This is a genomic window from Roseobacter sp. MH60115, from assembly GCF_015644665.1.
GTDB lineage: Bacteria > Pseudomonadota > Alphaproteobacteria > Rhodobacterales > Rhodobacteraceae > Roseobacter.
The window spans coordinates 144,852-166,439 of the sequence record NZ_JADOBQ010000005.1; the positions used below are offsets into that span (position 1 = coordinate 144,852).

General features: G+C 61.2%; 28 protein-coding genes and 1 tRNA gene. 21 read left to right on the forward strand and 8 right to left on the reverse strand.

All coding sequences use genetic code 11. The features are described from left to right. Window positions 1–164 precede the first annotated feature (164 nt). The gene (locus ISX84_RS16415; RefSeq protein ID WP_195821481.1) at window positions 165–914 is read right to left on the reverse strand and encodes an SDR family oxidoreductase; all 750 of its coding nucleotides are present in this window, start codon (window positions 912–914) and stop codon (window positions 165–167) included. A gap of 103 nt (window positions 915–1,017) precedes the next feature. Here ISX84_RS16415 and ISX84_RS16420 point away from each other — a divergent pair, with 103 nt between their 5' ends. Next, entirely contained in the window at window positions 1,018–1,923 is a 906-nt protein-coding gene (locus ISX84_RS16420; RefSeq protein ID WP_195821482.1) for an AraC family transcriptional regulator, read from the forward strand. A gap of 146 nt (window positions 1,924–2,069) precedes the next feature. Here the strand turns inward: ISX84_RS16420 and ISX84_RS16425 are convergent. Together ISX84_RS16425 and ISX84_RS16430 are read right to left on the reverse strand one after the other, a co-directional pair. After that, window positions 2,070–2,145: transfer RNA gene (locus ISX84_RS16425), tRNA-Ala, on the reverse strand. 118 nt (window positions 2,146–2,263) lie between these two features. Further along, on the reverse strand, window positions 2,264–2,596 hold the full coding sequence (locus ISX84_RS16430) for a TIGR02300 family protein (RefSeq protein ID WP_195821483.1): 333 nt from the start codon (window positions 2,594–2,596) through the stop codon (window positions 2,264–2,266). A gap of 112 nt (window positions 2,597–2,708) precedes the next feature. Here ISX84_RS16430 and ISX84_RS16435 point away from each other — a divergent pair, with 112 nt between their 5' ends. The 3 genes from ISX84_RS16435 (at window position 2,709) to ISX84_RS16445 (ending at window position 4,761) form a co-directional block, all read left to right on the forward strand. Next, on the forward strand, window positions 2,709–3,407 hold the full coding sequence (locus ISX84_RS16435; RefSeq protein ID WP_195821484.1) for a M48 family metallopeptidase: 699 nt from the start codon (window positions 2,709–2,711) through the stop codon (window positions 3,405–3,407). Window positions 3,408–3,481: 74 nt separating this feature from the next. Beyond that, window positions 3,482–4,132: a GntR family transcriptional regulator gene (locus ISX84_RS16440; RefSeq protein ID WP_195821485.1), complete on the forward strand. Its 651-nt coding sequence runs from the start codon at window positions 3,482–3,484 to the stop codon at window positions 4,130–4,132. Between the two features lie 224 nt (window positions 4,133–4,356). Continuing rightward, window positions 4,357–4,761, forward strand: coding sequence for a GNAT family N-acetyltransferase (locus ISX84_RS16445; RefSeq protein WP_229884371.1), 405 nt, complete (start codon window positions 4,357–4,359; stop codon window positions 4,759–4,761). 3 nt (window positions 4,762–4,764) lie between these two features. Here ISX84_RS16445 and ISX84_RS16450 read toward each other — a convergent pair whose 3' ends face one another. Beyond that, entirely contained in the window at window positions 4,765–5,727 is a 963-nt protein-coding gene (locus ISX84_RS16450; protein WP_195821487.1) for an acetyl-CoA carboxylase carboxyltransferase subunit alpha, read from the reverse strand. A gap of 63 nt (window positions 5,728–5,790) precedes the next feature. After that, window positions 5,791–6,387 carry a LysE family translocator gene (locus tag ISX84_RS16455; RefSeq protein ID WP_195821488.1) on the reverse strand — a complete coding sequence of 199 codons (597 nt, stop codon included), beginning with the start codon at window positions 6,385–6,387 and terminating at the stop codon, window positions 5,791–5,793. A gap of 72 nt (window positions 6,388–6,459) precedes the next feature. Here ISX84_RS16455 and ISX84_RS16460 point away from each other — a divergent pair, with 72 nt between their 5' ends. After that, on the forward strand, window positions 6,460–6,912 hold the full coding sequence (locus ISX84_RS16460; protein WP_195821489.1) for an Lrp/AsnC family transcriptional regulator: 453 nt from the start codon (window positions 6,460–6,462) through the stop codon (window positions 6,910–6,912). A 53-nt stretch (window positions 6,913–6,965) separates the two neighbouring features. Here ISX84_RS16460 and ISX84_RS16465 read toward each other — a convergent pair whose 3' ends face one another. Together ISX84_RS16465 and ISX84_RS16470 are read right to left on the reverse strand one after the other, a co-directional pair. Beyond that, window positions 6,966–7,436, reverse strand: a complete 471-nt coding sequence (locus ISX84_RS16465; RefSeq protein ID WP_195821490.1) for a DUF302 domain-containing protein — start codon at window positions 7,434–7,436, stop codon at window positions 6,966–6,968. A 66-nt stretch (window positions 7,437–7,502) separates the two neighbouring features. Then, window positions 7,503–8,459: an L-malyl-CoA/beta-methylmalyl-CoA lyase gene (locus tag ISX84_RS16470; RefSeq protein ID WP_195821491.1), complete on the reverse strand. Its 957-nt coding sequence runs from the start codon at window positions 8,457–8,459 to the stop codon at window positions 7,503–7,505. Window positions 8,460–8,710: 251 nt separating this feature from the next. Here ISX84_RS16470 and dgcN point away from each other — a divergent pair, with 251 nt between their 5' ends. From dgcN to ISX84_RS16495, 5 genes are all read left to right on the forward strand, one after another. Further along, window positions 8,711–9,712 (forward strand): N-acetyltransferase DgcN, encoded by a 1,002-nt coding sequence (gene dgcN / locus ISX84_RS16475; RefSeq protein WP_195821492.1) that lies wholly within the window; start codon window positions 8,711–8,713, stop codon window positions 9,710–9,712. 42 nt (window positions 9,713–9,754) lie between these two features. Next, entirely contained in the window at window positions 9,755–10,720 is a 966-nt protein-coding gene (gene dgcA / locus ISX84_RS16480) for an N-acetyl-D-Glu racemase DgcA (protein WP_195821493.1), read from the forward strand. Then, entirely contained in the window at window positions 10,711–11,307 is a 597-nt protein-coding gene (locus ISX84_RS16485; protein WP_195821494.1) for an NUDIX domain-containing protein, read from the forward strand. The genes dgcA and ISX84_RS16485 overlap by 10 nt, the downstream gene beginning before the upstream one ends. Further along, a complete protein-coding gene (locus tag ISX84_RS16490) occupies window positions 11,304–12,167 on the forward strand; it encodes a D-amino-acid transaminase (protein ID WP_195821495.1) in 864 nt (287 codons plus the stop codon). The genes ISX84_RS16485 and ISX84_RS16490 overlap by 4 nt, the downstream gene beginning before the upstream one ends. A 286-nt stretch (window positions 12,168–12,453) precedes the next feature. After that, complete coding sequence (locus tag ISX84_RS16495) at window positions 12,454–12,645, forward strand: hypothetical protein (RefSeq protein WP_195821496.1); 192 nt, start codon at window positions 12,454–12,456, stop codon at window positions 12,643–12,645. Between the two features lie 38 nt (window positions 12,646–12,683). Here the strand turns inward: ISX84_RS16495 and ISX84_RS16500 are convergent, their stop codons facing one another. Beyond that, complete coding sequence (locus ISX84_RS16500; protein ID WP_195821497.1) at window positions 12,684–12,995, reverse strand: DUF1244 domain-containing protein; 312 nt, start codon at window positions 12,993–12,995, stop codon at window positions 12,684–12,686. 225 nt (window positions 12,996–13,220) lie between these two features. On the opposite strand from ISX84_RS16500, the gene pyk reads away from it, so the two are divergent. The 11 genes from pyk to ISX84_RS16555 all read left to right on the forward strand — a co-directional run bounded on the left by pyk (window position 13,221) and on the right by ISX84_RS16555 (window position 21,509). Beyond that, window positions 13,221–14,669, forward strand: a complete 1,449-nt coding sequence (gene pyk, locus ISX84_RS16505) for a pyruvate kinase (RefSeq protein WP_195821498.1) — start codon at window positions 13,221–13,223, stop codon at window positions 14,667–14,669. Between the two features lie 33 nt (window positions 14,670–14,702). After that, window positions 14,703–14,927 carry a hypothetical protein gene (locus tag ISX84_RS16510; protein WP_195821499.1) on the forward strand — a complete coding sequence of 75 codons (225 nt, stop codon included), beginning with the start codon at window positions 14,703–14,705 and terminating at the stop codon, window positions 14,925–14,927. Between the two features lie 130 nt (window positions 14,928–15,057). Next, on the forward strand, window positions 15,058–15,258 hold the full coding sequence (gene rpmI, locus ISX84_RS16515) for a 50S ribosomal protein L35 (protein ID WP_027263382.1): 201 nt from the start codon (window positions 15,058–15,060) through the stop codon (window positions 15,256–15,258). 18 nt (window positions 15,259–15,276) lie between these two features. Next, complete coding sequence (gene rplT / locus ISX84_RS16520) at window positions 15,277–15,642, forward strand: 50S ribosomal protein L20 (protein WP_195821500.1); 366 nt, start codon at window positions 15,277–15,279, stop codon at window positions 15,640–15,642. A gap of 123 nt (window positions 15,643–15,765) precedes the next feature. Next, a complete protein-coding gene (locus ISX84_RS16525; protein ID WP_326838758.1) occupies window positions 15,766–16,704 on the forward strand; it encodes a lysophospholipid acyltransferase family protein in 939 nt (312 codons plus the stop codon). A 122-nt stretch (window positions 16,705–16,826) separates the two neighbouring features. Beyond that, window positions 16,827–17,636 carry an ABC transporter substrate-binding protein gene (locus ISX84_RS16530; RefSeq protein ID WP_195821501.1) on the forward strand — a complete coding sequence of 270 codons (810 nt, stop codon included), beginning with the start codon at window positions 16,827–16,829 and terminating at the stop codon, window positions 17,634–17,636. A 10-nt stretch (window positions 17,637–17,646) separates the two neighbouring features. After that, on the forward strand, window positions 17,647–18,456 hold the full coding sequence (locus ISX84_RS16535; RefSeq protein WP_195821502.1) for an amino acid ABC transporter permease: 810 nt from the start codon (window positions 17,647–17,649) through the stop codon (window positions 18,454–18,456). Beyond that, window positions 18,443–19,171 carry an amino acid ABC transporter ATP-binding protein gene (locus ISX84_RS16540; protein ID WP_195821503.1) on the forward strand — a complete coding sequence of 243 codons (729 nt, stop codon included), beginning with the start codon at window positions 18,443–18,445 and terminating at the stop codon, window positions 19,169–19,171. The genes ISX84_RS16535 and ISX84_RS16540 overlap by 14 nt, the downstream gene beginning before the upstream one ends. Before the next feature lie 105 nt (window positions 19,172–19,276). After that, entirely contained in the window at window positions 19,277–20,350 is a 1,074-nt protein-coding gene (pheS, locus tag ISX84_RS16545) for a phenylalanine--tRNA ligase subunit alpha (protein ID WP_195821504.1), read from the forward strand. A gap of 143 nt (window positions 20,351–20,493) precedes the next feature. Next, entirely contained in the window at window positions 20,494–20,640 is a 147-nt protein-coding gene (locus ISX84_RS16550; RefSeq protein WP_195821505.1) for a hypothetical protein, read from the forward strand. A gap of 56 nt (window positions 20,641–20,696) precedes the next feature. Continuing rightward, entirely contained in the window at window positions 20,697–21,509 is an 813-nt protein-coding gene (locus ISX84_RS16555) for an alpha/beta hydrolase family esterase (RefSeq protein ID WP_229884373.1), read from the forward strand. The last annotated feature ends 79 nt before the right edge of the window (window positions 21,510–21,588 follow it).

Consider the following 21,588-nt stretch of genomic DNA (forward strand, 5'->3'; position numbering starts at 1 on the left):
ACACGAACAGACTGTTGGTGGACTTGGATCGTGCCACCGTGCCGGAGCGCGGTTGTAACTTTGCGCGCGCCGTGCAGAAATGCCGGACCGCTCTGCCGGTCGGGCGGAGCCCCGTGCCAGTCCGGACGGGCGGCGGTCTGCGCCACTGCCCCACCTGATCCTGATCAAGCAGCCAGCGCCAGGGCATCGCTGCCGGCAGGCAGGCGCAGCGGGCAGTCTTCATCCGTCACGGCGCGCCAGATGGCCTGCACGACATCTGCGGGATGTGTCAGTTCCTGCGCTGCATTGGCGGTGAAAGCCGACATCACCTGCTCGACAAACGCCTGATAGTCATCGGGCGTTTCGTTCGCCTTGGCCATCAGCGCGCGTGCCGTGCTGCCAAAACTGGTGCCCGGGGCCTGCCCCGGCAAGACCAACCGGGTGCGAATGCCCAATGGCGCAAGCTCGAGTGCAAGACATTCGGAATAGGCGTTCACTGCAGCCTTGCTGGCGGTGTAGACGGGCAAGAGCGCCAGCGGTTTCATCGTAACACTGGAAGAGACGTTCACGATCACGCCGCTTTGCCGCGCGCGCATCTGCGGCAAGACCGCGCGGATCATCGCGAACGTGCCGAATGTGTTGGTTTCGAACAGGGCGCGCATGGCCGTCTCTGGCGTGCCTTCGAAGGTGGAAAGCCAGCCGATACCGGCATTGTTGACCAGAGCGTCGATGGGACCTGCCGCCTCTACTGCACGGGCGATGCTGGTAGGCTCGGATACGTCCAGCGGCACGATCTTCAGGCGATCAGAAGCGGGCAACAGGCTTGCATCGGGTGTGCGCATCGTTGCGACAACCGACCAGCCCTGACCAAGAAAGTGGCGGGCGGTTTCAAGCCCGAACCCTGAAGAACATCCTGTGATCAATACGGTTTTCATGATGTGGTCTCCTTTTCGCTTTGGTTGTGTTGTCTGATATGTTGTCAAATTGAGCGAGATTTTCTATAATCGGAGATACTTAAATCCTTATCGAAAGTCCGAAATGCAGGATCCACTCTCCGAAGTGATCTCGCTTTTGCGCCCGCAGGCGACATCGACCAAGCTCGTGCATGCGTCCGGATCATTCCGAGTGTGTCGCGATGATGTGGATGCGGCGTTCTACTGCATGCTGTTGGCCGGGCGGGTCAGGCTGGAGGTCGATGGACATGCGCCGGTCCATCTCTCCGCCGGGACCTTTGTTCTCATTCCGGCGATTGCCCCGTTTGCCGTGTCCAACCTGACCCCTCCACCACCCGCCGGACTGGTCAGCCAGCCTGTTGCCGCAGCGGACGGGATCGTGCGGCTTGGCGCATCAGACACCCCCCCGGACGTCGAGATGCTGGTCGGGCATTGCAGCTTCGGCAGCCCGGATGCCGGGCTCTTGGTCTCGCTCCTGCCCGACATGATCCTTGTGCGTGACGAGGATCGGCTGGCGACGCTGGCCGCAATGGTGCAAAGCGAGGTGCGCGCGGATCGACCGGCGCGGGATGCCGTGGTCGAACACCTCTTGCAGATCCTGTTGATCGAGGCCTTTCGCTCGGCTGAGCAGCCTGACACCACATCCGCGCTGATACGCGGGCTTGTCGATGCCCGGATCGGCCCGGCATTGCGGGCGATCCATGCAGCACCAGACCATGCTTGGACGATTCATGAACTGGCCCGCACAGCAGGTCTCTCGCGGTCGGCATTCTTTACCCGATTTTCGCGGGTCATTGGCGTTGCACCGATGGGATATCTGCTGAACTGGCGGATGACGCTCGCAAAGCACATGCTGCGCGAGGGGACGCACGGGATTGCGGAAGTTTCCGACAAGATCGGCTATGGCTCCGCCAGCGCGTTCAGCACCGCCTTTGCGCGCCATGTGGGCGCGCCACCACGGGAATACGCCAGGGGTGCCGCTGCTGGCTAGATGCTTGGGCGGCGCTCCGGCGTCTCCGAAACGCAAGCGAACAGATTCTGTGCGATGGATGCGTGTTCGCTTCGGGAAGCCACCATGCGGTAGTTGAGTTTTTCACCAGCGGCGGCTTTGCGCCAGCTTCATTCACATAGGGGATTTGGTGGAGCCTAGCGGGATCGAACCGCTGACCTCCTGCATGCCATGCAGGCGCTCTCCCAGCTGAGCTAAGGCCCCAATATCGGAACCTCAGGTCCCGACGGGATGGATTGTGAAATCCAGTGCGCCGCTGAATAGGCGCAACGCGGGGCGGGATCAAGTCAAAAAAGACCGCCCCGCGCGCGAAATCTCGGTTTCAGTTGTCGTCGTCTTCCGATGCAACATCCGCGATCTCTTCGAGCGGCACGCTGTCATCATCGTCTTCGTCGTCATCGAGCAGATCGTCACCCAGATCCACATCAACATCTTCCTCGTCATCCTCCAGGACCGCATCATCCTCCTGGGTGGAGGCCTTGGCCTTGGCGGATGCCGCGTCTTCTGCGTCTGCTGCGATCATGCGCGATTTGCTGAGGTCGATCTCAACCACTTCGCCGGTATAGGGGCTGACGATCGGATCCTTGTTCAGGTCGTAAAACCGCTTGCCGGTTGTGGGGCAGAGGCGCTTCGTTCCCCATTCTTCTTTGGGCATGAAAAACCCCCTTTTACAATTGCTGTTCTGCTGTAGATGATTCCGGCCAAGTGCCATATGAATCGGGGGCTGTAAAGGGCTGCCGCACGCCGACCCATCTTCAAGAGCGCATATGACCGAGAACTCACTGCCTGGTGACCCGCCCATCCCCCTGATCCTGCGCCGTTCCGCGCAGGCAAAGCGCATTTCGCTGCGAATCTCTCAACTCGACGGGCGGGTGACGCTGACCCTGCCCAAACGGGTGCCAGAGCGAGAGGCGCTTCAGTTCGCATATGAAAAAGAAAGCTGGATTCGCAAACATCTGGCGGCCCGGGGGGACGATGTCGCAGTGGGTATCGGCACGCTGCTGCCCGTGGGGGGGCAGATGTATGAGGTGGCGGCAGGCAGCGGGCGTCGCGTGCAGTTCGAGGGGGGCCGCGTGGCCGTGCCGGGGGCGCCTGCGCGCGTGGGTCTCCGCCTTGCCGGACATCTCAAGGAAATCGCGCGCGCCCGGCTGGCGGAGGCGTCGGATAACTATGCCGCCCTTCTGGGCAAACCCTATCAGGCGATTACCCTGCGCGACACACGCTCCCGCTGGGGGTCCTGTACGGCCGAAGGGCGGTTGATGTATTCCTGGCGTCTGATCCTCGCGCCGCCGGATGTGCTGGACTATGTGGTGGCGCATGAGGTGGCGCATCTGGCGGAAATGAACCATTCCCCGGCCTTCTGGGCGCAGGTCAGCCGGATTTATGGAGACTACGCGGGTCCAAGGCAATGGCTGCGCCGACAAGGCAGCGATCTGCACCGCTATCGGTTCGACCTTGCCTCTTAAGTTGTTCGGTCCTTATGGCGGCCAGACCTGCGGCGCGTCTTGACCCTGCGTGGATTTGTGATCACAAAAGCCCCATGATCCTGTCTCCGCGCCCTGCCGATGCGGCTCCCGCCGCGCATGACCGTGTGTACCGCGCGTTGCGCGGTCGGATCATGCAGGGCGATCTGCCCCCCGGCGAGGGGCTTACCCTGCGCGGGATCGGCAGCGAATATGAGGTGTCGATGACACCGGCGCGCGAAGCGGTCCGGCGCCTGGTGGCCGAAGGAGCGTTGACCATGTCCTCTTCCGGGCGGGTCTCAACGCCGGAACTCAGCAATGAGCGGATCGAGGAACTGGCCGCGTTGCGGGCGCTCATCGAGGTCGAACTGGCCAGCCGGGCCTTGCCGCGCGCGCATATGGCGCTGATTGAACGGATGCAAACGATCAACACCACCATCGCCGAGGCCGTGGCCCATCGCGATGCGGCAAGCTACATCCGTACCAATCTGGAGTTTCACCGCACCCTGTACCTGCGCGCGCAGGCCCCGGCGATGCTGGCCATGGCGGAAACCGTCTGGCTGCAGATGGGGCCGACGATGCGCGCGCTCTACGGTCGGCTGCGCAAGACCGAACCGCCGCACTTCCACCGGCTGATCATCGCAGCACTCAGGGCCGGGGACGAGCCGGGCCTGCGCCTCGCGGTGCGGTCGGATGTGACGCAGGGTTTGCGGATGTTGGCGAGCTGAATCTTTACCAATTCCTCACATCGCCATTGAAAATTTCTACCATATGTAGAATTTTAACAAAATTCGGCCCAGTCGAGGACATAGTTTCACGTTCAAATACGGCAGGGGTCACTGGAAACGGGGGTGCAACAGTTTCGTAAGTGGTTCAGGTTGAAATGAAAAACTCGATTTTTACAGGGAGGATTCGGCCCGTAAGGCCGGATGACCTTCAGGTTGTATTGAAAATGGTCTCGAAACTCGCCGAGTTTCACGGCGATGTGGCGACAGTCACTGCGGATGAGCTGGCGCGCGACATTCTTGGGCCCCGGCCTTGGGTGCGCATCCTGCTGGCCGAAGCGGCGGGCGAGGTCGTCGGATACGCTGCACTCTGCCCGCTCGCCCGGATGCAATTCGGCGCGCGGGGCATGGATATGCATCACCTTTATGTGGCGGAGCCCGCGCGCGGGACCGGTGTTGGCAAAGCGCTGATCAAGGCCAGTGAGGCCCTGGCCCGGGCCGAAGGATGCCAGTACCTGATGGTTGGCACCCATCCCGACAACATCGTGGCCCAAGGCATCTATCTGGCCATGGGCTTTGACCGGCTCGACCAGGCGGGTCCGCGTTTCCGCATCAAACTCACTGCGGCGTAGAGGTCAGGCCGCGAGGCCTTTGCCGCCAATGTCGAGGAATTTGGCGCGACGATCCTTGATCAGCGCCTCAGGTGCCTTGCTCTCCAGATCTTTCAGCATCGCTTCCAGCGCGCGCCCGACGGCGGCGATGGCCGCGCTGGCATCTCTGTGCGCGCCCCCCGTCGGTTCGGGGATGATCCGGTCGATCACGCCAAGCTGTTTGAGGTCGTCGGCGGTCAGACGAAGCGCCTCTGCCGCTTCGCGCATTTTTTCAGCGTCTTTCCAGAGGATCGAGGCACAGCCTTCGGGGCTGATCACCGAATAGACCGAGTGTTCCAGCATCGCGACGCGATTTGCCGTGGCAAAGGCGACCGCACCGCCGGACCCGCCTTCGCCGATGATGACGGAGATCAGTGGCACACCGATCTGCAGACATTTCTCGGTGGCGCGTGCAATGGCTTCGGACTGGCCGCGCTCTTCGGCACCTTTGCCGGGGTAGGCGCCGGGTGTGTCGACCAGGGTAATCACGGGCAGGCCAAAGCGATGGGCGATGTCCATCAGACGAATGGCCTTGCGATAGCCTTCGGGCCGCGCCATGCCAAAGTTGCGCTCAATCCGGGATTTCGTGTCATTGCCTTTCTCATGGCCGATCACCATGACCGGGCGGTCGTTCAACCGCGCAAGGCCGCCCATGACGGCGTGGTCATCGGCAAAGTTCCGGTCACCGGCCAGCGGCGTGTAGTCGGTAAAGAGGGCATCGACGTAGTCCTGGCAATGCGGGCGCTCCGCATGCCGTGCCACCTGGCATTTCCGCCAGGGGGTCAAGGATCTGTAGAGTTCTTCCAGCATCGCACGGGCTTTGACGTCGAGGGCGGCGGCCTCTTCGGTCACATCCATTTCTTCGTTGGACCGGGCCAGCGCGCGCAGTTCCTCCGCCTTGCCTTCGATCTCGGCCAGCGGTTTCTCGAAATCCATATATTGGGTCATGGGAGACCTTATTGTTGTTCTCTCCCGTTATATGGCGGGCATTTCAGGGCAATGCAACGCCGCTTACCCCGGCCAGAGCACCGGATAGAGCGATGCGATGAGCAATCCGGCCATCGCCCAGTTGAATGTGGTCAACCGCCTGGGGTTGGTCAGGATGCGCGCCATCTGTTGGCCAAGGACGGTCCAGAAGGTAATGGCGGGCAGGTTCACCGTGGCAAAGATCACGGCCACGAGGGCAAAGGCGGTCAGCGTCTGACTGGGTGCATAGACGGAGAGGGCGGTCAGGGCCATCGCCCAGGCTTTTGGGTTGACCCACTGAAAGGCGGCAGCTTGCAGAAAGGTCATCGGTCGCCCCTCTTCCGCTGATTTCCGGATTGGCGCGGCGGTCGCGATCTTCCACGCAAGATATGAAAGATAGAGGACCGACAGGGCTTTGAGCACCGTGTAGCTGACCGGGTAGGCCTCGAATATCTGAGCCAGCCCCGCCCCGACCAGCACAATCATCAGCGCAAAGCCGACGGAAATGCCCAGCATATGCGGGATGGACCGGGTGAAGCCGTAGTTGGCGCCCGAGGCCATGAGCATCAGGTTGTTGGGTCCGGGCGTTGCCGAACTGGCTAAGGCAAACAGGATGAGGGCGGAAAGAAGTTCGATAGACATGACGCAATAATTATGCATCCAAAGGGGATTGAAATTGTGTTTTCCTTTGATTTTGCTCTAGATGTGCAACTTATGGGTGGAATTGACGATAAATCGGAGCGGATATTGCGTGAGTTGAGGCGCGACGGTCGGATCAGCAATCTGGACCTTGCCGAGCGCGTGGGCCTGTCGCCCTCCGCCTGCCTGCGTCGTGTTCAGGAGCTGGAGCGGTCGGGCGTGATCCGCGGGTACCGGGTGGTGCTGGACCCGGCGCAGCTGGGCATCGGGTTCACGGCTTACATCACCGTAGGGCTCAGCGATCATTCGAAGGCGTCGCAGGAGGCATTCGAGCGCGCGATTTCACGCTCGCCCGAGGTGGTGGAATGTCACAATGTCACCGGGGCCACGGAGTATTTGCTGCGTGTGGAATCAGCGGATTTGCCGAGCTACAAGCGGTTTCACACCGACAAGCTGGGGGCTTTGCCACAGGTGAATGCGATTACGTCCTATGTGGTGATGGGCTCGCCCAAGGATGAACGGGCGTGAAGGGGGGGCCGGTGGTCCGGTTTTGCATATTTTTGGAACAATGAAGTGGTGGGTCAGTTGCGCGCGGCCTCGGCAATGGATGCAAAGCGGGTGTCGAGTTCTTCTGCGAGGGCTTCGAGACCCGGGCCTGCTTCTTTGATGTAAGGCGTAAAGACGAAGCTGGGGGTTTTGTAGGAAAGCGTGGCCGTGCCGTCGGCTTCTTCGGTGACGTAGAAGCGGATGGGTGCTTCGATCATCGCGGCGGTGGATAGCGCGAGGATTTTCACCGCGAAGTCGTTGTTGAAGACGCCGACCACCCGGTTTTGCGGGATGGTGATGCCGCGCGCCTTGGCCGCTCCGGTCGGGCCGGCTTGGGTCACGACGCCCATCTTGTTTGCCTTCACGGCTGTTTTCAGGTCGGTCAACAGGTCGGCGTGTGTCTTCTTTGTTGCGATCACCACCCAGCCGTCGCGTGGGGCGATGGACTGGGCGTGCAGTGTGGTGGCCCAGATGAGGGTGAGGCAGGCGGCAAGGATTGATCTCATGGCAGGCTCCCGGATGGTCGGCCCCATAGGGGCAGGCCGGACCGGATTTGCCAAGTCACGAGCGTGTCAGCCCGCGATCATTTCGGACTGACGTACGATCACTTCGGCCTGCTTGATCGAGGCAATGTCCACCAGGCGGCCCTTGTAGACTGTGGCGCCTTCGCCCTTGGCCTTGGCGTCTTCCATGGCGGCGAGGATCTCGCGGGCCTCAGTGACGGCCTCTTCCGAAGGGGTGAAGACCTCATTGGCGATGGCCACCTGTTTCGGGTGGATCGCCCATTTGCCAACCATGCCGAGGGTGGCGGAGCGGCGGGCCTGGGCTCGGAAGCCTTCATCGTCCGAGAAGTCGCCGAAGGGGCCATCGACGGGCAGAACGCCATGGGTGCGACAGGCGGCGACAATGGCGGCCTGGGCCCAGTGCCACGGGTCGGACCAGTGTTTTTCACCCTCGCGGATCATGTAGTAGTTTTCCTGCGTGCCGCCGATCCCCGTAGTCGCCATGCCCATGGAGGCCGCGAAATCGGCAGCGCCGAGGCTCATGGCGGCCATGCGCGGGGAGCTGGCGGCGATTTCTTCTACATGGGCGATGCCTGCGGCGGATTCGATGATGACCTCGAAGGTGATCTTCTTTGTCCGGCCTTTGGCGGCTTCGATGGCGGTGACCAGCGCGTCGACCGCGTAGATGTCAGCAGCACAGCCCACCTTGGGGATCATGATCTGGTCGAGCCGGTCGCCCGCCTGCTCCATCAGGTCGACCACGTCACGGTACCAGAAGGGCGTGTCGAGGCCGTTGATGCGCACCGAGAGCGTTTTGCTGCCCCAGTCGATGTCGGATATGGCAGCGATGATGTTCGCCCGGGCGCTGTCCTTGTCGCTGGGCGCGACGCTGTCTTCAAGGTCGAGATTGATGACATCCGCTGCCGAGGCGGCCATCTTTTCGAAAATGGCCGGGCGCGAGCCGGGACCGAAGAGCTGGCAGCGGTTTGGTCGGGCAGGCGGGCTGGGTTGGATGCGGAAACTCATGCGGACCTCGAAGAAATAAAATTGCGATTGCGTTGCTGTGGTTGGTATTAAATTGCGCAACATGCTGCAAGCGCATTTTGCAGGTGCAGCATGCGAGTCGGATGGTTGACTCTGACGCATACGCTTAATTCTTCGTCATTATCCGCATATGATCGAAGAAAATTGCGCCTGAGACATTGATCCGGGTGTTTTCGAGATGCCTTTGCGGGGCAAAGAGGAGAAATTGCAGCAAATCTGACGGAGGCTTAACCATGATCCAGACACCTTATCTTTTGTTCCTCGGCGACGCACCGGACCAGCTTGCCGCGAAGGTGGCGCAGGGCATCAAGGACTGGCGTCCCGAAAACGCCGTCGGTCAATTCCGTCTGCCGGGCTGCGGCGCGGATATGGGCCTCACCGATATGACGCTCGAAGAGGGGCTGAATGCGGGTGCCAAGACGCTTGTGATCGGCGTGGCCAACCGCGGCGGCGTGATCTCGGAAGAGTGGAAAGTGGTTTTGGTCAAGGCCCTGCAGATGGGCTATGACGTGGCTGCTGGTTTGCACAATCTCTTGCGCAACGAAGATGAGTTGCAGGCGGCGGCCAAGGTCAATGGCGGGACGCTGCACGACGTACGGGTGCCCAGCGTGGCCTATCCGATTGCAAATGGCCAGAAGCGGACTGGAAAACGGGCGCTGGCGATTGGCACCGATTGCTCCTGCGGCAAGATGTACACCGCGATGTCGATGGACGCAGAAATGATCAAGCGCGGGATGAAATCCGATTTTCGGGCCACCGGGCAGACGGGTATTCTGATCACCGGCAAAGGTGTCCCGCTGGATGCGGTGATTGCCGATTTCATGGCGGGTGCGGTTGAATATCTCACGCCTGACAATGACGCAGACCACTGGGATCATATCGAAGGGCAGGGCAGCCTCTTTCATGTATCATACTCCGGTGTGACCATGGCCCTAATCCATGGCGGGCAGCCGGATGCGTTGATCCTCTGTCACGAACCGACCCGCACGCATATGCGGGGGCTGCCGCAGTACGGGCTGCCGACGCTGGAGACCTTGCGCGACACGGCGCTGCCGTTGGCCAAGGTGGCGAACCCCAATTGCCAGGTGGCGGGCGTGTCCGTGAACACCAAGGCGCTGGAGGAGGAGGCGGCCAGGGCCTGCCTGCAGGAGATCGAGGACCGGATGAACCTACCCGCGACCGATCCGTTCCGTTTCGGGGCGGGCAAGCTGGTGGATGCGCTGCTCACGATCTGATAGCGATCCATCGTGGCGATTTAGAGCGGAGAAGGAGCGGACATGCGTATTGAGGTCAGCCGGGATGTCTTTCGTCTCGCTCAGGTGTTCACCATCAGTCGCGGGTCGCGGACGGAGGCCAAGGTGCTGACTGTGCGGATCACGGACGGGCAGCACGCAGGCTGGGGTGAATGTGTCCCCTATGCGCGCTATGATGAAACGCTGGAGAGTGTGACGGCCGAGATCGAAGGGCTGCCTGACGATCTGACCCGCGCGGGGGTGCAGGACCTGCTGCCTGCCGGAGCTGCGCGCAACGCGGTGGATTGCGCATTGTGGGATCTCGAGGCGAAACGCGCGGGCAAGCGGGCGTGGGAGCTGGCGGGTCTGCCCGCACCGGGGCCAGAGATCACCGCCTATACACTGTCGCTGGATACCCCGGAGAAGATGCGGGCGCAGGCGGCTGAGAATGCGTATCGGCCGCTCTTGAAGATCAAGCTTGGCACGCCGGATGATATGCCGCGGCTCGAAGCGGTGCGCGCCGGGGCCCCGGACGCGAAGATCATCGTGGATGCCAATGAGGGGTGGAGCGCGGAGGTCTACGCCGATCTCGCGCCGCATTTGGTGCGTCTTGGTGTGGCGTTGGTTGAACAGCCGCTGCCCGCCGGGGAAGACGAGGCCTTGATCGGGCTGGAGCGGCCGGTGCCCGTTTGTGCGGATGAGAGTTGCCATGACCGGGCCAGCCTGCCCAAGCTCAAGGGCAAATATGATGTGATCAACATCAAGCTCGACAAGGCGGGTGGTCTGACGGAAGCGCTTGCCCTGCGCAGCGAAGGGTTGGCGCAGGGATATGACATCATGATCGGCTGCATGGTCGGGTCCAGCCTTGCCATGGCGCCGGCGGTTCTGCTGGCGCAGGGGGCAATGGTGACCGATCTGGATGGCCCGTTGTTGCTGGCCGAAGACCGACCGCAACCGTTGCTTTTCGATGAGGCAGGCGTACACCCGTCGGGGCGCGTGCTATGGGGCTGAACATGGGGTGGGAGGTGTTGGAGACAACGCTTCTTTCTGACAGCTGGGCGACCCTCAAGAAAACCAAGCTGCGGCTGACCCTGTCCGATGGGACCATCAGCGAGCAATGGCGCGAGACCTATGATCGTGGGGATGGTGCGGTGATCCTGCCCTATGATCCGGCGCGACGGCATGTGCTTTTGGGGCGTCAGTTTCGCTGGCCTGCCGCCTATCGCGACGACCCGCACCCCTTTTTGATCGAAGCAGCCGCCGGGTTGCTGGATGCGGATGATCCGACGGATTGCATTCGCAAGGAGGCGCAGGAAGAATTGGGGTTGGTATTGACCGATCCGACATTCCTTTTCGACCTCTACATGTCGCCCGGGTCGGTCACCGAGAAACTGCATTTCTTCGCCGCGCGATATAGTGCTGCGGATGCGCAAACCCAGTTTGGTGGTCTGCGTTCCGAGGCCGAAGAGATCGAAATTCTGGATGTACCTCTGGATGAGGCCTTGACGATGGCACGCGATGGGCGCATCCGCGATGCCAAAACCGTAATTCTGCTGCAACATGCAGCGCTGCACCTGATGCCGGAGGCTCCTTTATGACCCGCACCGTTTATGTAAATGGCGACTACCTGCCCGAAACCGAAGCGACCGTTTCAATCTTTGATCGCGGTTTTCTGATGGCGGATGGTGTCTATGAAGTCACCTCTGTTCTGGGTGGCAAACTGATCGATTTCGACGGCCACGCGGTGCGCTTGCAGCGGTCGCTTGATGAGCTGGAGATGCGCAGCCCGATCAGCAAGGAGGACTTGCTGGAGGTCCACCGCGAGCTTTTGCGGGTCAATGAGATCGACGAGGGCATGATCTATTTGCAGATCACGCGCGGCGCGCCAGGTGATCGCGATTTTGTCTTTCCCGATCCGGAAACGACCACGCCAACCATTGTGCTCTTCACCCAGAACAAGCCGGGTCTGGCGAACAGCCCGGCGGCTCAAAAGGGGATGAAGGTCATCAGTATAGACGACATTCGCTGGGGCCGCCGCGATATCAAGACGGTACAGCTGCTCTATCCGTCGATGGGCAAAATGATGGCCAAGAAGGCCGGTGCCGATGACGCCTGGATGATCGAGGATGGCTATGTCACCGAAGGCACCTCGAACAACGCTTACATCGTGAAGGGCAACAAGATCATCACCCGGGCGCTGTCGAACGATATTCTGCACGGGATCACGCGCGCCGCTGTTCTGCGGTTTGCGCAGGAGGCGCAGATGGAAGTGGAAGAGCGCAACTTTACCATCGATGAGGCGAAAAAGGCCGATGAGGCGTTTATCACCTCGGCCAGCACATTTGTGATGCCGGTGGTGGAGATTGATGGGGTGGCTCTGGGTGAGGGCGTGCCGGGCCGCGTGGCGCCGCGCCTGCGCGAAATTTATCTGGAAGAGAGCCTGAAAGCGGCCGTCTGAACGGCTGGTAAAATCTCGATACAACCGCCGACGGTGATCTGATCGACCGGTTGCAGTCCTTTGAAAGACGGCAAAATACGCGTCGATTTTGCGGTCGTGTCTTGCTGGGACCTATCGACTTGAGCGCCGGTCGGGTGCTTTCTGGGCCTCTTCTCCTTTTGCTTGGCAGGAGGGCGCAGCGGCACGGTGCGTCCAACTTTCCAAATGGGACGGAACGGTTCGTACGGGGCATGATATCCCGCATGGGTCGAGCGCCGAACGACGCGGGTTTTCAAAGGACTTTTTAGTGGTCGATCTCATAGGTCCCTCCGATGCTGATGGCGTCGCCTTCAAACCGGTTGCAAGCTTCGACGTCGTGTTGCGTGATCTCAGCAGAGCCGTATCGGTCGCAGCGATGTCCTTCAATTCATATCCAATCATCGACAACTTCGGTGATGATCTGACCTGGAATTTAACTGATTTCAGCGGACTCACTTAGCTGTTTAGATGTCTCGCCAAGGGACATGAAAGCACCCGTCAGCTTGTGCCGACGTTCTCCTTGAACGCCGTCTCAAAGGCCTTCTGCTGATCGTCGGTTGCGTCGGTCTGATAGTTGGCTTTCCATTCCGCCATGGTCATGCCGTAGAACAGCTCGCGTGCCTCATCCTTGCCCATCTCGATGCCTTTCTCGGCGGCGGCTTCCTGATACCAGCGGCTGAGACAGTTGCGGCAGAACCCGGCCAGGTTCATCATGTCGATGTTCTGCACATCGGTGCGGTCTTCCATCAAATGCTTCTGCAGGCGGCGAAAGGCGGCGGCCTGAAGTTCGATCTCTGTCTGGCTGGGCACGGCGGTGGTCTCCTTTGCGGCTGCCCTTAAGATTGGGATGGTGCAGCGCCCTGTCAACCGTGTCCGAGCGCTTGCAGCTTGTGCACCTTGCGTGTCATCAAGGTTTTATTCTGGCCGTTCAGGATGAGCACAGTTGCCCCGTGGCGCATCATGCGACATAAGGTGCGCAATCCCGTTAGCGGTAACAACTTGCTGGCAGTTACAGGACGAAGGAACGACAGGAAAATGAGACGCTCGCGCAATGTCAAGATCGTGGCCACACTGGGGCCTGCCTCCGAAGACTATGAGACGATCCACGCGCTGCACCTCGCGGGCGCGGATGTGTTTCGCCTGAACATGAGCCACGGCAGCCACGAAGAGATCCGCGAAAAGCACAAGATCATCCGCCAGATCGAAGAGGACACGGGCGGCAGCATCTGCATTCTGGCCGACCTTCAGGGGCCAAAGCTGCGCGTTGGCGTGTTCGCAAACGAAGAGGGCGAGATGCTGGAAGAGGGTGCGACGTTCCGCATGGACCTCGACACTGCCGAAGGCGATGTGAACCGTGTGAACCTGCCTCATCCAGAGATTTTTGCCGCGTTGGAGCCCGGCGCCAGCCTGTTGGTGAACGACGGCAAGATTCGCTTGAAAGTCGAGGCCTGCGGTTCGGATTTCGCGGAGTGTACGGTGATCGCCGGTGGTGTCATCTCGAACCGCAAGGGTGTGAATGTGCCGGATGTTGTGCTGCCGCTGGCCGCGCTCTCTGACAAGGATCGCAAGGATCTGGAGTTTGTCTGCGATCTGGGTGTCGATTGGCTGGCGCTGAGCTTTGTGCAGCGGCCCGAAGATGTTCTGGAAGCCTCTGACCTTGCAAATGGACGCGCGGCGATCCTCAGCAAGATCGAGAAACCGGCGGCGGTGGCGAATTTTGATGACATTCTGAAGGTCAGCGACGGGATCATGGTTGCGCGCGGCGATCTGGGTGTGGAACTGCCGGTGCAGAACGTGCCGCCGATCCAGAAGCGGTTGGTGCGCAAGTGCCGCTCTGCCGCCAAACCGGTGATCGTGGCGACACAGATGCTGGAAAGCATGATCGAAAGCCCGATGCCGACGCGCGCCGAAGTCTCGGACGTCGCGACCGCCATCTACGAGGGGGCGGATGCCGTCATGCTCTCGGCAGAGTCGGCGGCGGGTGATTATCCGATGGAGGCGGTGACAACGATGAACAACGTTGCCACCGAGGTCGAACAGGATCCGACCTATGCCAAGATCATGATTGCCTCGCGTGATGCGCCGGGCACGACGATTGCGGATGCCATCGTCTCTGCCGCGCGCGAAATCGCCGAAAAGACCGATATCAAGGCGATCTGCTGTTTCAGTCAAAGCGGGACAACCGCGGCGCTGGTGGCGCGGGAGCGGCCCATGGTGCCGATCCTGACGATGACACCGTTGAAGAGCACGGCGCGCCGCCTGACACTGACCTGGGGCACGAACTGCGTGATCACCGATGTGCTGGAACGCTTCAAGATGGCGGTGGTTGCCTCTGCCAAAGCGGCGCGGGATCAGGGCTATGCCGGCCCGGAAGATCAGATCGTGGTGACCGCAGGTGTGCCTTTCAATGTTCCTGGCAGCACCAATATTCTCCGAGTTGCGCCCTGCGACGAACGTTTGATTTTCAGCACCGACCCGGAGTAGCCCTTTCCCGCGAAAGAACGGGGAGGTGCGGCCATGGATGCCGACCCGGCGCTGGTGCTAGGCATCGTCATTGGGGCGTTTTCAATCATTTCGATCTATGCGGCGCTCGTAGATCGTCGGCTGCCCCGAACCTCGGCCCTGACGGTGTTGCTGGCCACTGGACTGGTCGTCTGTGCGACCACGACATCGGAGGTCGGATACACCGCCGCGTCCCAGCCCAGGACCTTCGTGAACGTCTTTGTGAAATACCTGCCGTAGGGCGCGGCCGTGACGCATCTGCTCTTGCCATCTGCGGCGCAACCTCCTATAGCGCAGCTTCTTATCCGCCCGACCGGCTCAAGTGGCATGCCGAGTCGCGCGCAAACCGACCCAAGATCAGGAGACGGAAATGCCCAAGATGAAGACGAAATCGAGCGCCAAGAAGCGCTTTAAGGTGACGGCCACCGGTAAGGTGATGGCCGGTCAGGCTGGCAAACGCCACGGGATGATCAAGCGGACACGCAAGTTCATCCGTGATGCGCGCGGGACAACAACGCTCTCCGCGCCGGACGCCAAAATCGTCAAGGGCTTCATGCCCTACGACCGCTAAGCCTGAAGGAGCTAAGATATGTCCCGAGTTAAAGGTGGAACCGTCACCCACGCCCGTCACAAGAAGGTCATCAAGGCCGCCAAAGGCTATTATGGCCGCCGCAAGAGCACCTTCAAGGTCGCGCGTCAGGCCGTCGACAAGGCCAACCAATACGCCACCCGTGACCGCAAGAACCGCAAGCGCAATTTCCGCGCGCTGTGGATCCAGCGGATCAACGCGGCTGTGCGAAGCCACGACGAAGCGCTGACATACAGCCGTTTCATCAACGGTCTGTCGCTGGCCGGCATCGAGGTGGACCGCAAGGTTCTGGCCGATCTCGCCGTGCACGAACCCGATGCTTTCAGCGCGATCGTGAAACAGGCGCAGGACGCGCTCGCAGCCTGATCCGCGCAAAGCGAAATCTCGAAAGCCGCTCCACACCGGGGCGGCTTTTTTCATGCCGGGTCGATGTACGCATGCGCCTTTCCACGACCCGGAGGCCAACGGGTCTTGAGCCCATGCCATTAAATGGTACAAGCTCGACATCTGAACAAACGCGAAAGCGCAATGGCGGCAACAGGTAAACCCCCTTCCAAAAATGACGAGGATGTCGGTCTGAAAGATCGGATCGTGAGCGCGTTGATCATCGGGGTCATCCGGTCGCTCACGCTTTTGCCGTATCGCACCCGCATTCCGGTGGGGGGATGGGTGATCTCGCGTCTGGTCGCCCCGATCATCGGATATCGCGGGCGGATACGCGACAACATGCATTTCATCTTTCCGGAGATGCCCGAGGACGACGTCGAGCAGATGACACGTGACGTGCCCGACCAGATCGGCCGCACCTTGTGTGAATTGTTCTCGCCGCGGAAACTGGTCGAGACCGCCCGGAACACGCCGGTCACCGGAGACGGTATCGATGCGGTGGACGCGGCGCGCGAAGCAGGCCGTCCGATCATTCTCGTATCAGGCCATATCGGCAACTATGACATCGTGCGGTCCAAGCTGATCCAGCGCGGTCACCAGGTTGGCGGGCTGTACCGGAGCATGAACTACAAGGGGTTCAATGACTTCTACGTCTCGCGCATCAGCCAGGTGGGCACCCCGCTGTTTCTGCGCGGACGCCGGGGCATGGGAGAGATGGTCAAGTTCCTCAAGGCGGGCAATGCGATTGCGCTGCTGATCGACCAGCACATGTGGGCGGGGGCGCCCCTGAAATTCTTTGGCAAAACGGCGTATACAGCACTGTCAGCGGCGGAGCTGGCGCTGCGCTATGATGCCTTGTTGGTGCCATGCTACGGCATCCGGCAGCCTGATGGTCTGAGTTTCAAGGTGGTATTGGAAGCGCCGATCCCGCACACGACACCCGAGGAGATGACGCAGGCCCTCAATGACAGCCTCGAAGCGCAGGTGCGCGCCAACATGGCGCAGTGGCTTTGGGTGCATCGACGCTGGAAGGCACAGTAGCGATAATTTCGGGCAAGGGTCCGGCAGATATGCGCGCCCGGACCTGACGGGCTTGCGCCGCGAGACATGCAAGGGGATAACCTGTGGTGAGCGCGCATTCATAAAATGGGGAGAACCGATCCATGCTGAAACATCTGACATCTGCCGCCCTTGGAACCCTTCTGCTGGCCGGGACCGCCGTGGCGCAAAGCTGCGCAGACGGCAAAACGCTGGCCGCGGGCAAACTGACAATCGCCACCGGCAACCCGGCGTATTACCCTTGGGTCATCGATGATGCGCCTGAGAGCGGAGAGGGATTTGAAGCCGCCGTGGCCTACGCGCTGGCAACCGAAATGGGGTTCGACGCCGCCGATGTGGTCTGGACCCGCACCTCCTTTGATCAGGCGATCCAGCCCGGTGCCAAGGATTTCGACCTGAACATGCAGCAGTTCTCGATCACGGCGGAACGTGACAAGGTCGTTGATTTCTCAGAGCCCTACTACACGGCACCCATGGCCGTTCTTGTGCGTGGGGGCGACGGGATCGACGTCAGCATGGAGGCGATGAAAGCGCTCAAATGGGGTGTCGTCGCCTCGACCACAGCGCTGCCCGTGGTGATGGAGGAGATCTCGCCATCGGCAAGTCCGCTGGTTTACGATGACAACGCAAATGTGGTCGAAGCCATGAAGGCGGGGCAGGTGGATGCCGCCCTTTTTGATCTGCCGACGGCACTTTATCTCTCGGCGGTCGTTCTGGAGGGCGGCAAGGTGCTGGGCCAGTTCGCCCCGGACGAGAGCGCCAACCCCGATCACTTTGGCATGCTGATGACCGAAGGCAATCCCCTCAAGGAATGTGTGGATGCCGCCCTCTCGGCGATGAAGGCGGACGGGTCGCTGGCCGCCATCGAAGCGGAATGGTTGCAGCAGGCGACAGGCGTGCCCCTGATCCAGTAAGGCCCCGTCAGTGAACCGTAGGCAAACATATGAGGCGGCGCAGCGGCGGCGCTCGCTGGCCGTGGCGGGCGTCAGTACGTTTGCCGTGCTGGCCGCGATCATCCTGCTGGTGCCGCTTGCGCCCGGCTGGCCTGCGGTCAAGGCCAGTTTTTTCGACGGCGGCGTCTTTGTACAGACCTTCCCGACGTTGCTGCAGGCCTTCCTGATCGACGTGATGATCTTTGCCTGGTCGGTTCCGCTCATCCTCGGGCTGGGGCTGGCGATTGCCTTGGCGCGGGGTGCGCAGGCCCCGGCGCTCTTCCCGCTGCGGATTTTCGGGGCCCTATACGTCGATATCTTTCGCGGGGTGCCGGTGGTGCTGACCATCTACCTGATCGGCTTTGGCGTGCCGGGTCTTGGTCTGCCGCGCCCATGGAATTCGCCCTACATCTGGGGCACCGTTGCCTTGGTGCTGACCTATTCCGCCTATATCGCCGAAGTGCTGCGCTCCGGCATCGAGAGCATCCACGCCAGCCAGCGGAATGCCGCGATCTGCCTTGGCCTCAGCGAGCGGGACACCATGCGCTACGTGATCCTGCCGCAGGCCATTCGCCGCGTGGTCCCGGCGAATATGAACATGTTCGTGGCGCTGCAAAAGGATGTGGCGCTGCTGTCCTTCATTGGTCCAGTGGAGATTTTGAGGCAGGCGGGCATCTACAAAAGCCTGCTGGCAAATTTCACGCCTTACGTGGTTGCCGCTGTCATCTTCCTCGCCGTGACCGTTCCGGCCACACGCTATGCGGACCACCTGCTGAACAGGGACCGCGATGCCCGAAGCTAAGCTGTCCCTGCGCGGCGTGCAGAAATCTTTTGGTGACAATCAGGTCCTGCGCGGCATCGATCTGGACGTGGCAGCGGGCGAGATGATCTGCCTGATTGGCGCGTCCGGGTCCGGCAAATCCACGCTGTTGCGCTGTATCAACCAGCTGGAACCGATTGATGACGGTACTGTCTGGCTGGACGGGCTGGATATCTCCGAGCCGGGTCTCGATCTGGGACCGGTGCGGCGGCGCATTGGCATCGTGTTCCAGTCCTACAACCTTTTCCCGCATATGTCTGCGCTGGACAATGTGCTGCTCGCCCCGCGCCGCGTGCTGGGCGAGGACAGCACGGCACAGGCTGAGGCGCTGTTTGAGCGGTTCGGGTTGGCGCAGCACATGCGCAAGTATCCCGATCAGCTGTCCGGTGGTCAGCAACAGCGTGTGGCTGTGATCCGCGCCTTGGCCATGCAGCCCGAGATCATGCTCTTTGACGAGATCACGGCTGCTCTTGATCCGGAACTGGTGGGTGAGGTGCTGAACGTCCTGCGCCAGCTGCGCAGCGAAGGCATGACGATGATCCTGGCAACCCACGAGATGGGTTTTGCCCGCGAACTGGCGGATCGTGTCTGTTTCATGGATGGCGGCGTGATCGTGGAGGAAGGCCCGCCAGAGCAGATATTCACCGCCCCCGAGGTCGCACGGACACAGGCTTTCCTGCGCTCGGTCCTGCGGTAAACTTCAAGTGTCAGCAGGCGGCCCGGTGACATTGCACCTTTCGCTTGTCTTGCAATCGGCGATCATTCTGCTAGCACCGGCGCACCTGTGAATAGCGAGGCAGAGATGGACGATCTCAAGCAAAAATATCTGGGCCAGATTGCGGAGGCCGGCGACGAATCCGCGCTGGAGAGCATCCGGCTCGCCGCCGTGGGGAAAAAGGGTGAGGTTGCGCTGAAGATGCGCGAGCTTGGCAAGATGACCCCCGAGGAGCGGCAAACGGCCGGTCCTGCGCTCAATGCCTTGAAAGACGAGATCAACTCGGCGCTGGCCGCCAAAAAGGCGGCCCTCGCGGACGCCGCGCTCGATGCGCGGCTGCGCGAGGAGTGGCTGGACGTGACCTTGCCTGCGCGCGGCACGCGTCAGGGCACCATCCACCCGATCAGCCAGGTCACGGAAGAGGTCACCGCGATCTTTGCCGAAATGGGGTTTTCGGTCGCCGAAGGCCCGCGCATCGACACCGATTGGTACAATTTCGACGCGCTGAACATCCCCGGACATCACCCCGCGCGCGCCGAAATGGACACGTTCTACATGCACCGTGCCGAAGGCGACAATCGCCCGCCACATGTGCTGCGGACCCACACTTCTCCGGTGCAAATCCGGTCGATGGAGAAGATGGGCGCCCCCCTGCGCATCATCTGTCCCGGGGGTGTGTACCGCGCGGACTACGACCAGACGCACACGCCGATGTTCCATCAGGTGGAGGGGTTGGCCATCGACAAGGACATCTCCATGGCGCATCTGAAATGGGTGCTGGAGGAATTCGTGAAGGCCTATTTCGAGGTGGACGGTGTCGATCTGCGGTTCCGCGCCTCGCATTTTCCCTTCACCGAACCCTCTGCCGAGGTTGACATCCGCTGTTCCTGGGAGGGCGGCACGCTGAAAATCGGCGAAGGCGATGACTGGTTGGAAATTCTCGGCTCCGGCATGGTGCACCCCAAGGTGCTCGCCGCGGGGGGCATCGATCCCGACGCCTGGCAGGGCTTTGCCTTTGGCATGGGCATCGACCGCATTGCCATGCTGAAATACGGCGTTCCGGACCTGCGGGCCTTTTTCGACAGCGACCTGCGCTGGTTGCGCCACTACGGCTTTGCCAGCCTCGATCAACCCAACCTTCATGGCGGGCTGAGCAGGTAAGCGTCGACGTCTCGGTTTTACCGTGCTATATTCCCGCTATGGTAGAGGAAGAACACACGCCCGACCGGGGTTTTCGCGTCTTGCTTGTGACAGTTATGCTGTGCCTGATCATCCTGGCACATGTGTTTATGTGGCTGTCTGATATGCCTCGCGATCTCAAGATCGTCTTTACGGTTTTGAATGTTGCCGGATGGACGGTTGTCCTGGCGCCGATCCTGCTTGTGGACCGGTGGCTTGCGACATCCCGGCACGATGTCGAGGACGACGAGCAAGTGCCCCACTCCCTGTGACCGGCGCTTACGCGGAAGTGATGTGACACCGCGCAAGCGGTGCGTAGAGTGCGGATATGATGTATCGTCTTATTCCGCTTTTTCTGCTCGCTTTCTTTTCTCATGCCGCCGCCGCGATGGGCCCGTGGAAAGGAGAGTGCCACGAGGAAGTGCCCTGCCAACTCGGGGATCGCTCCTATCACATCAAACTGCCGGATGACTGGGATGGCACCTCGGCTTTGCCCGTGGTGATGCACTTTCATGGATGGCAGCGCACCGGTGCCTTGCCGGTAAATCACCAGCGGATCTCGGGCGCGACGCGGAGGCGGGGCGTTCTGCTTGTTGCCCCCAATGGGCTGCGCAAGACATGGGATTTCTGGCGTGCGGGCTCTGCGGATGTCGATTTTGCCCGGGCCGTGCTTGAGGATGTGAAAGCACGCTTCCCGGTGAGTGACGATCAGGTCTATATCTCGGGCTATTCCTGGGGCAGCAACATGGCCTGGCGGTTTGTCTGCGAGGATGGCGCGGATGTCGCGGCGCTCCTGGCGATTTCCGGGACGCTGGACCAGGATGAGGTCTGTGACACCGCGCCGCGCGAGGTGCGTCAGGTCTACGGGCTGAATGATCCGGTGCTGGAATACCCTTACGGACCGAAGGGGGAGCAGGACCACGCGGTCGCTCTCTGGCGTGAGAAATTTGGCTGTGGCGCGGGGACCGCAACCGGCCCGTGGCAGCAGGTGCCTTTCCTCACGCTTGAGCGCACCGTCTGGACCACTTGCGAGACCGGGCGCGTCAGCCTTGATGTGCATCCCGGCGGTCATTTCATCCCGCACGGCTGGATCGCGCGCCAGCTGGACGAATTATTGGACCTGCCGCAGTCCTATCCTTGATGCGGGCAGGGCCCAGCAATGGCTTTCCCCCCTGATCGCTTTCGGCTATCAGGGCGCGGAAACGATTTGATGCCGGTGA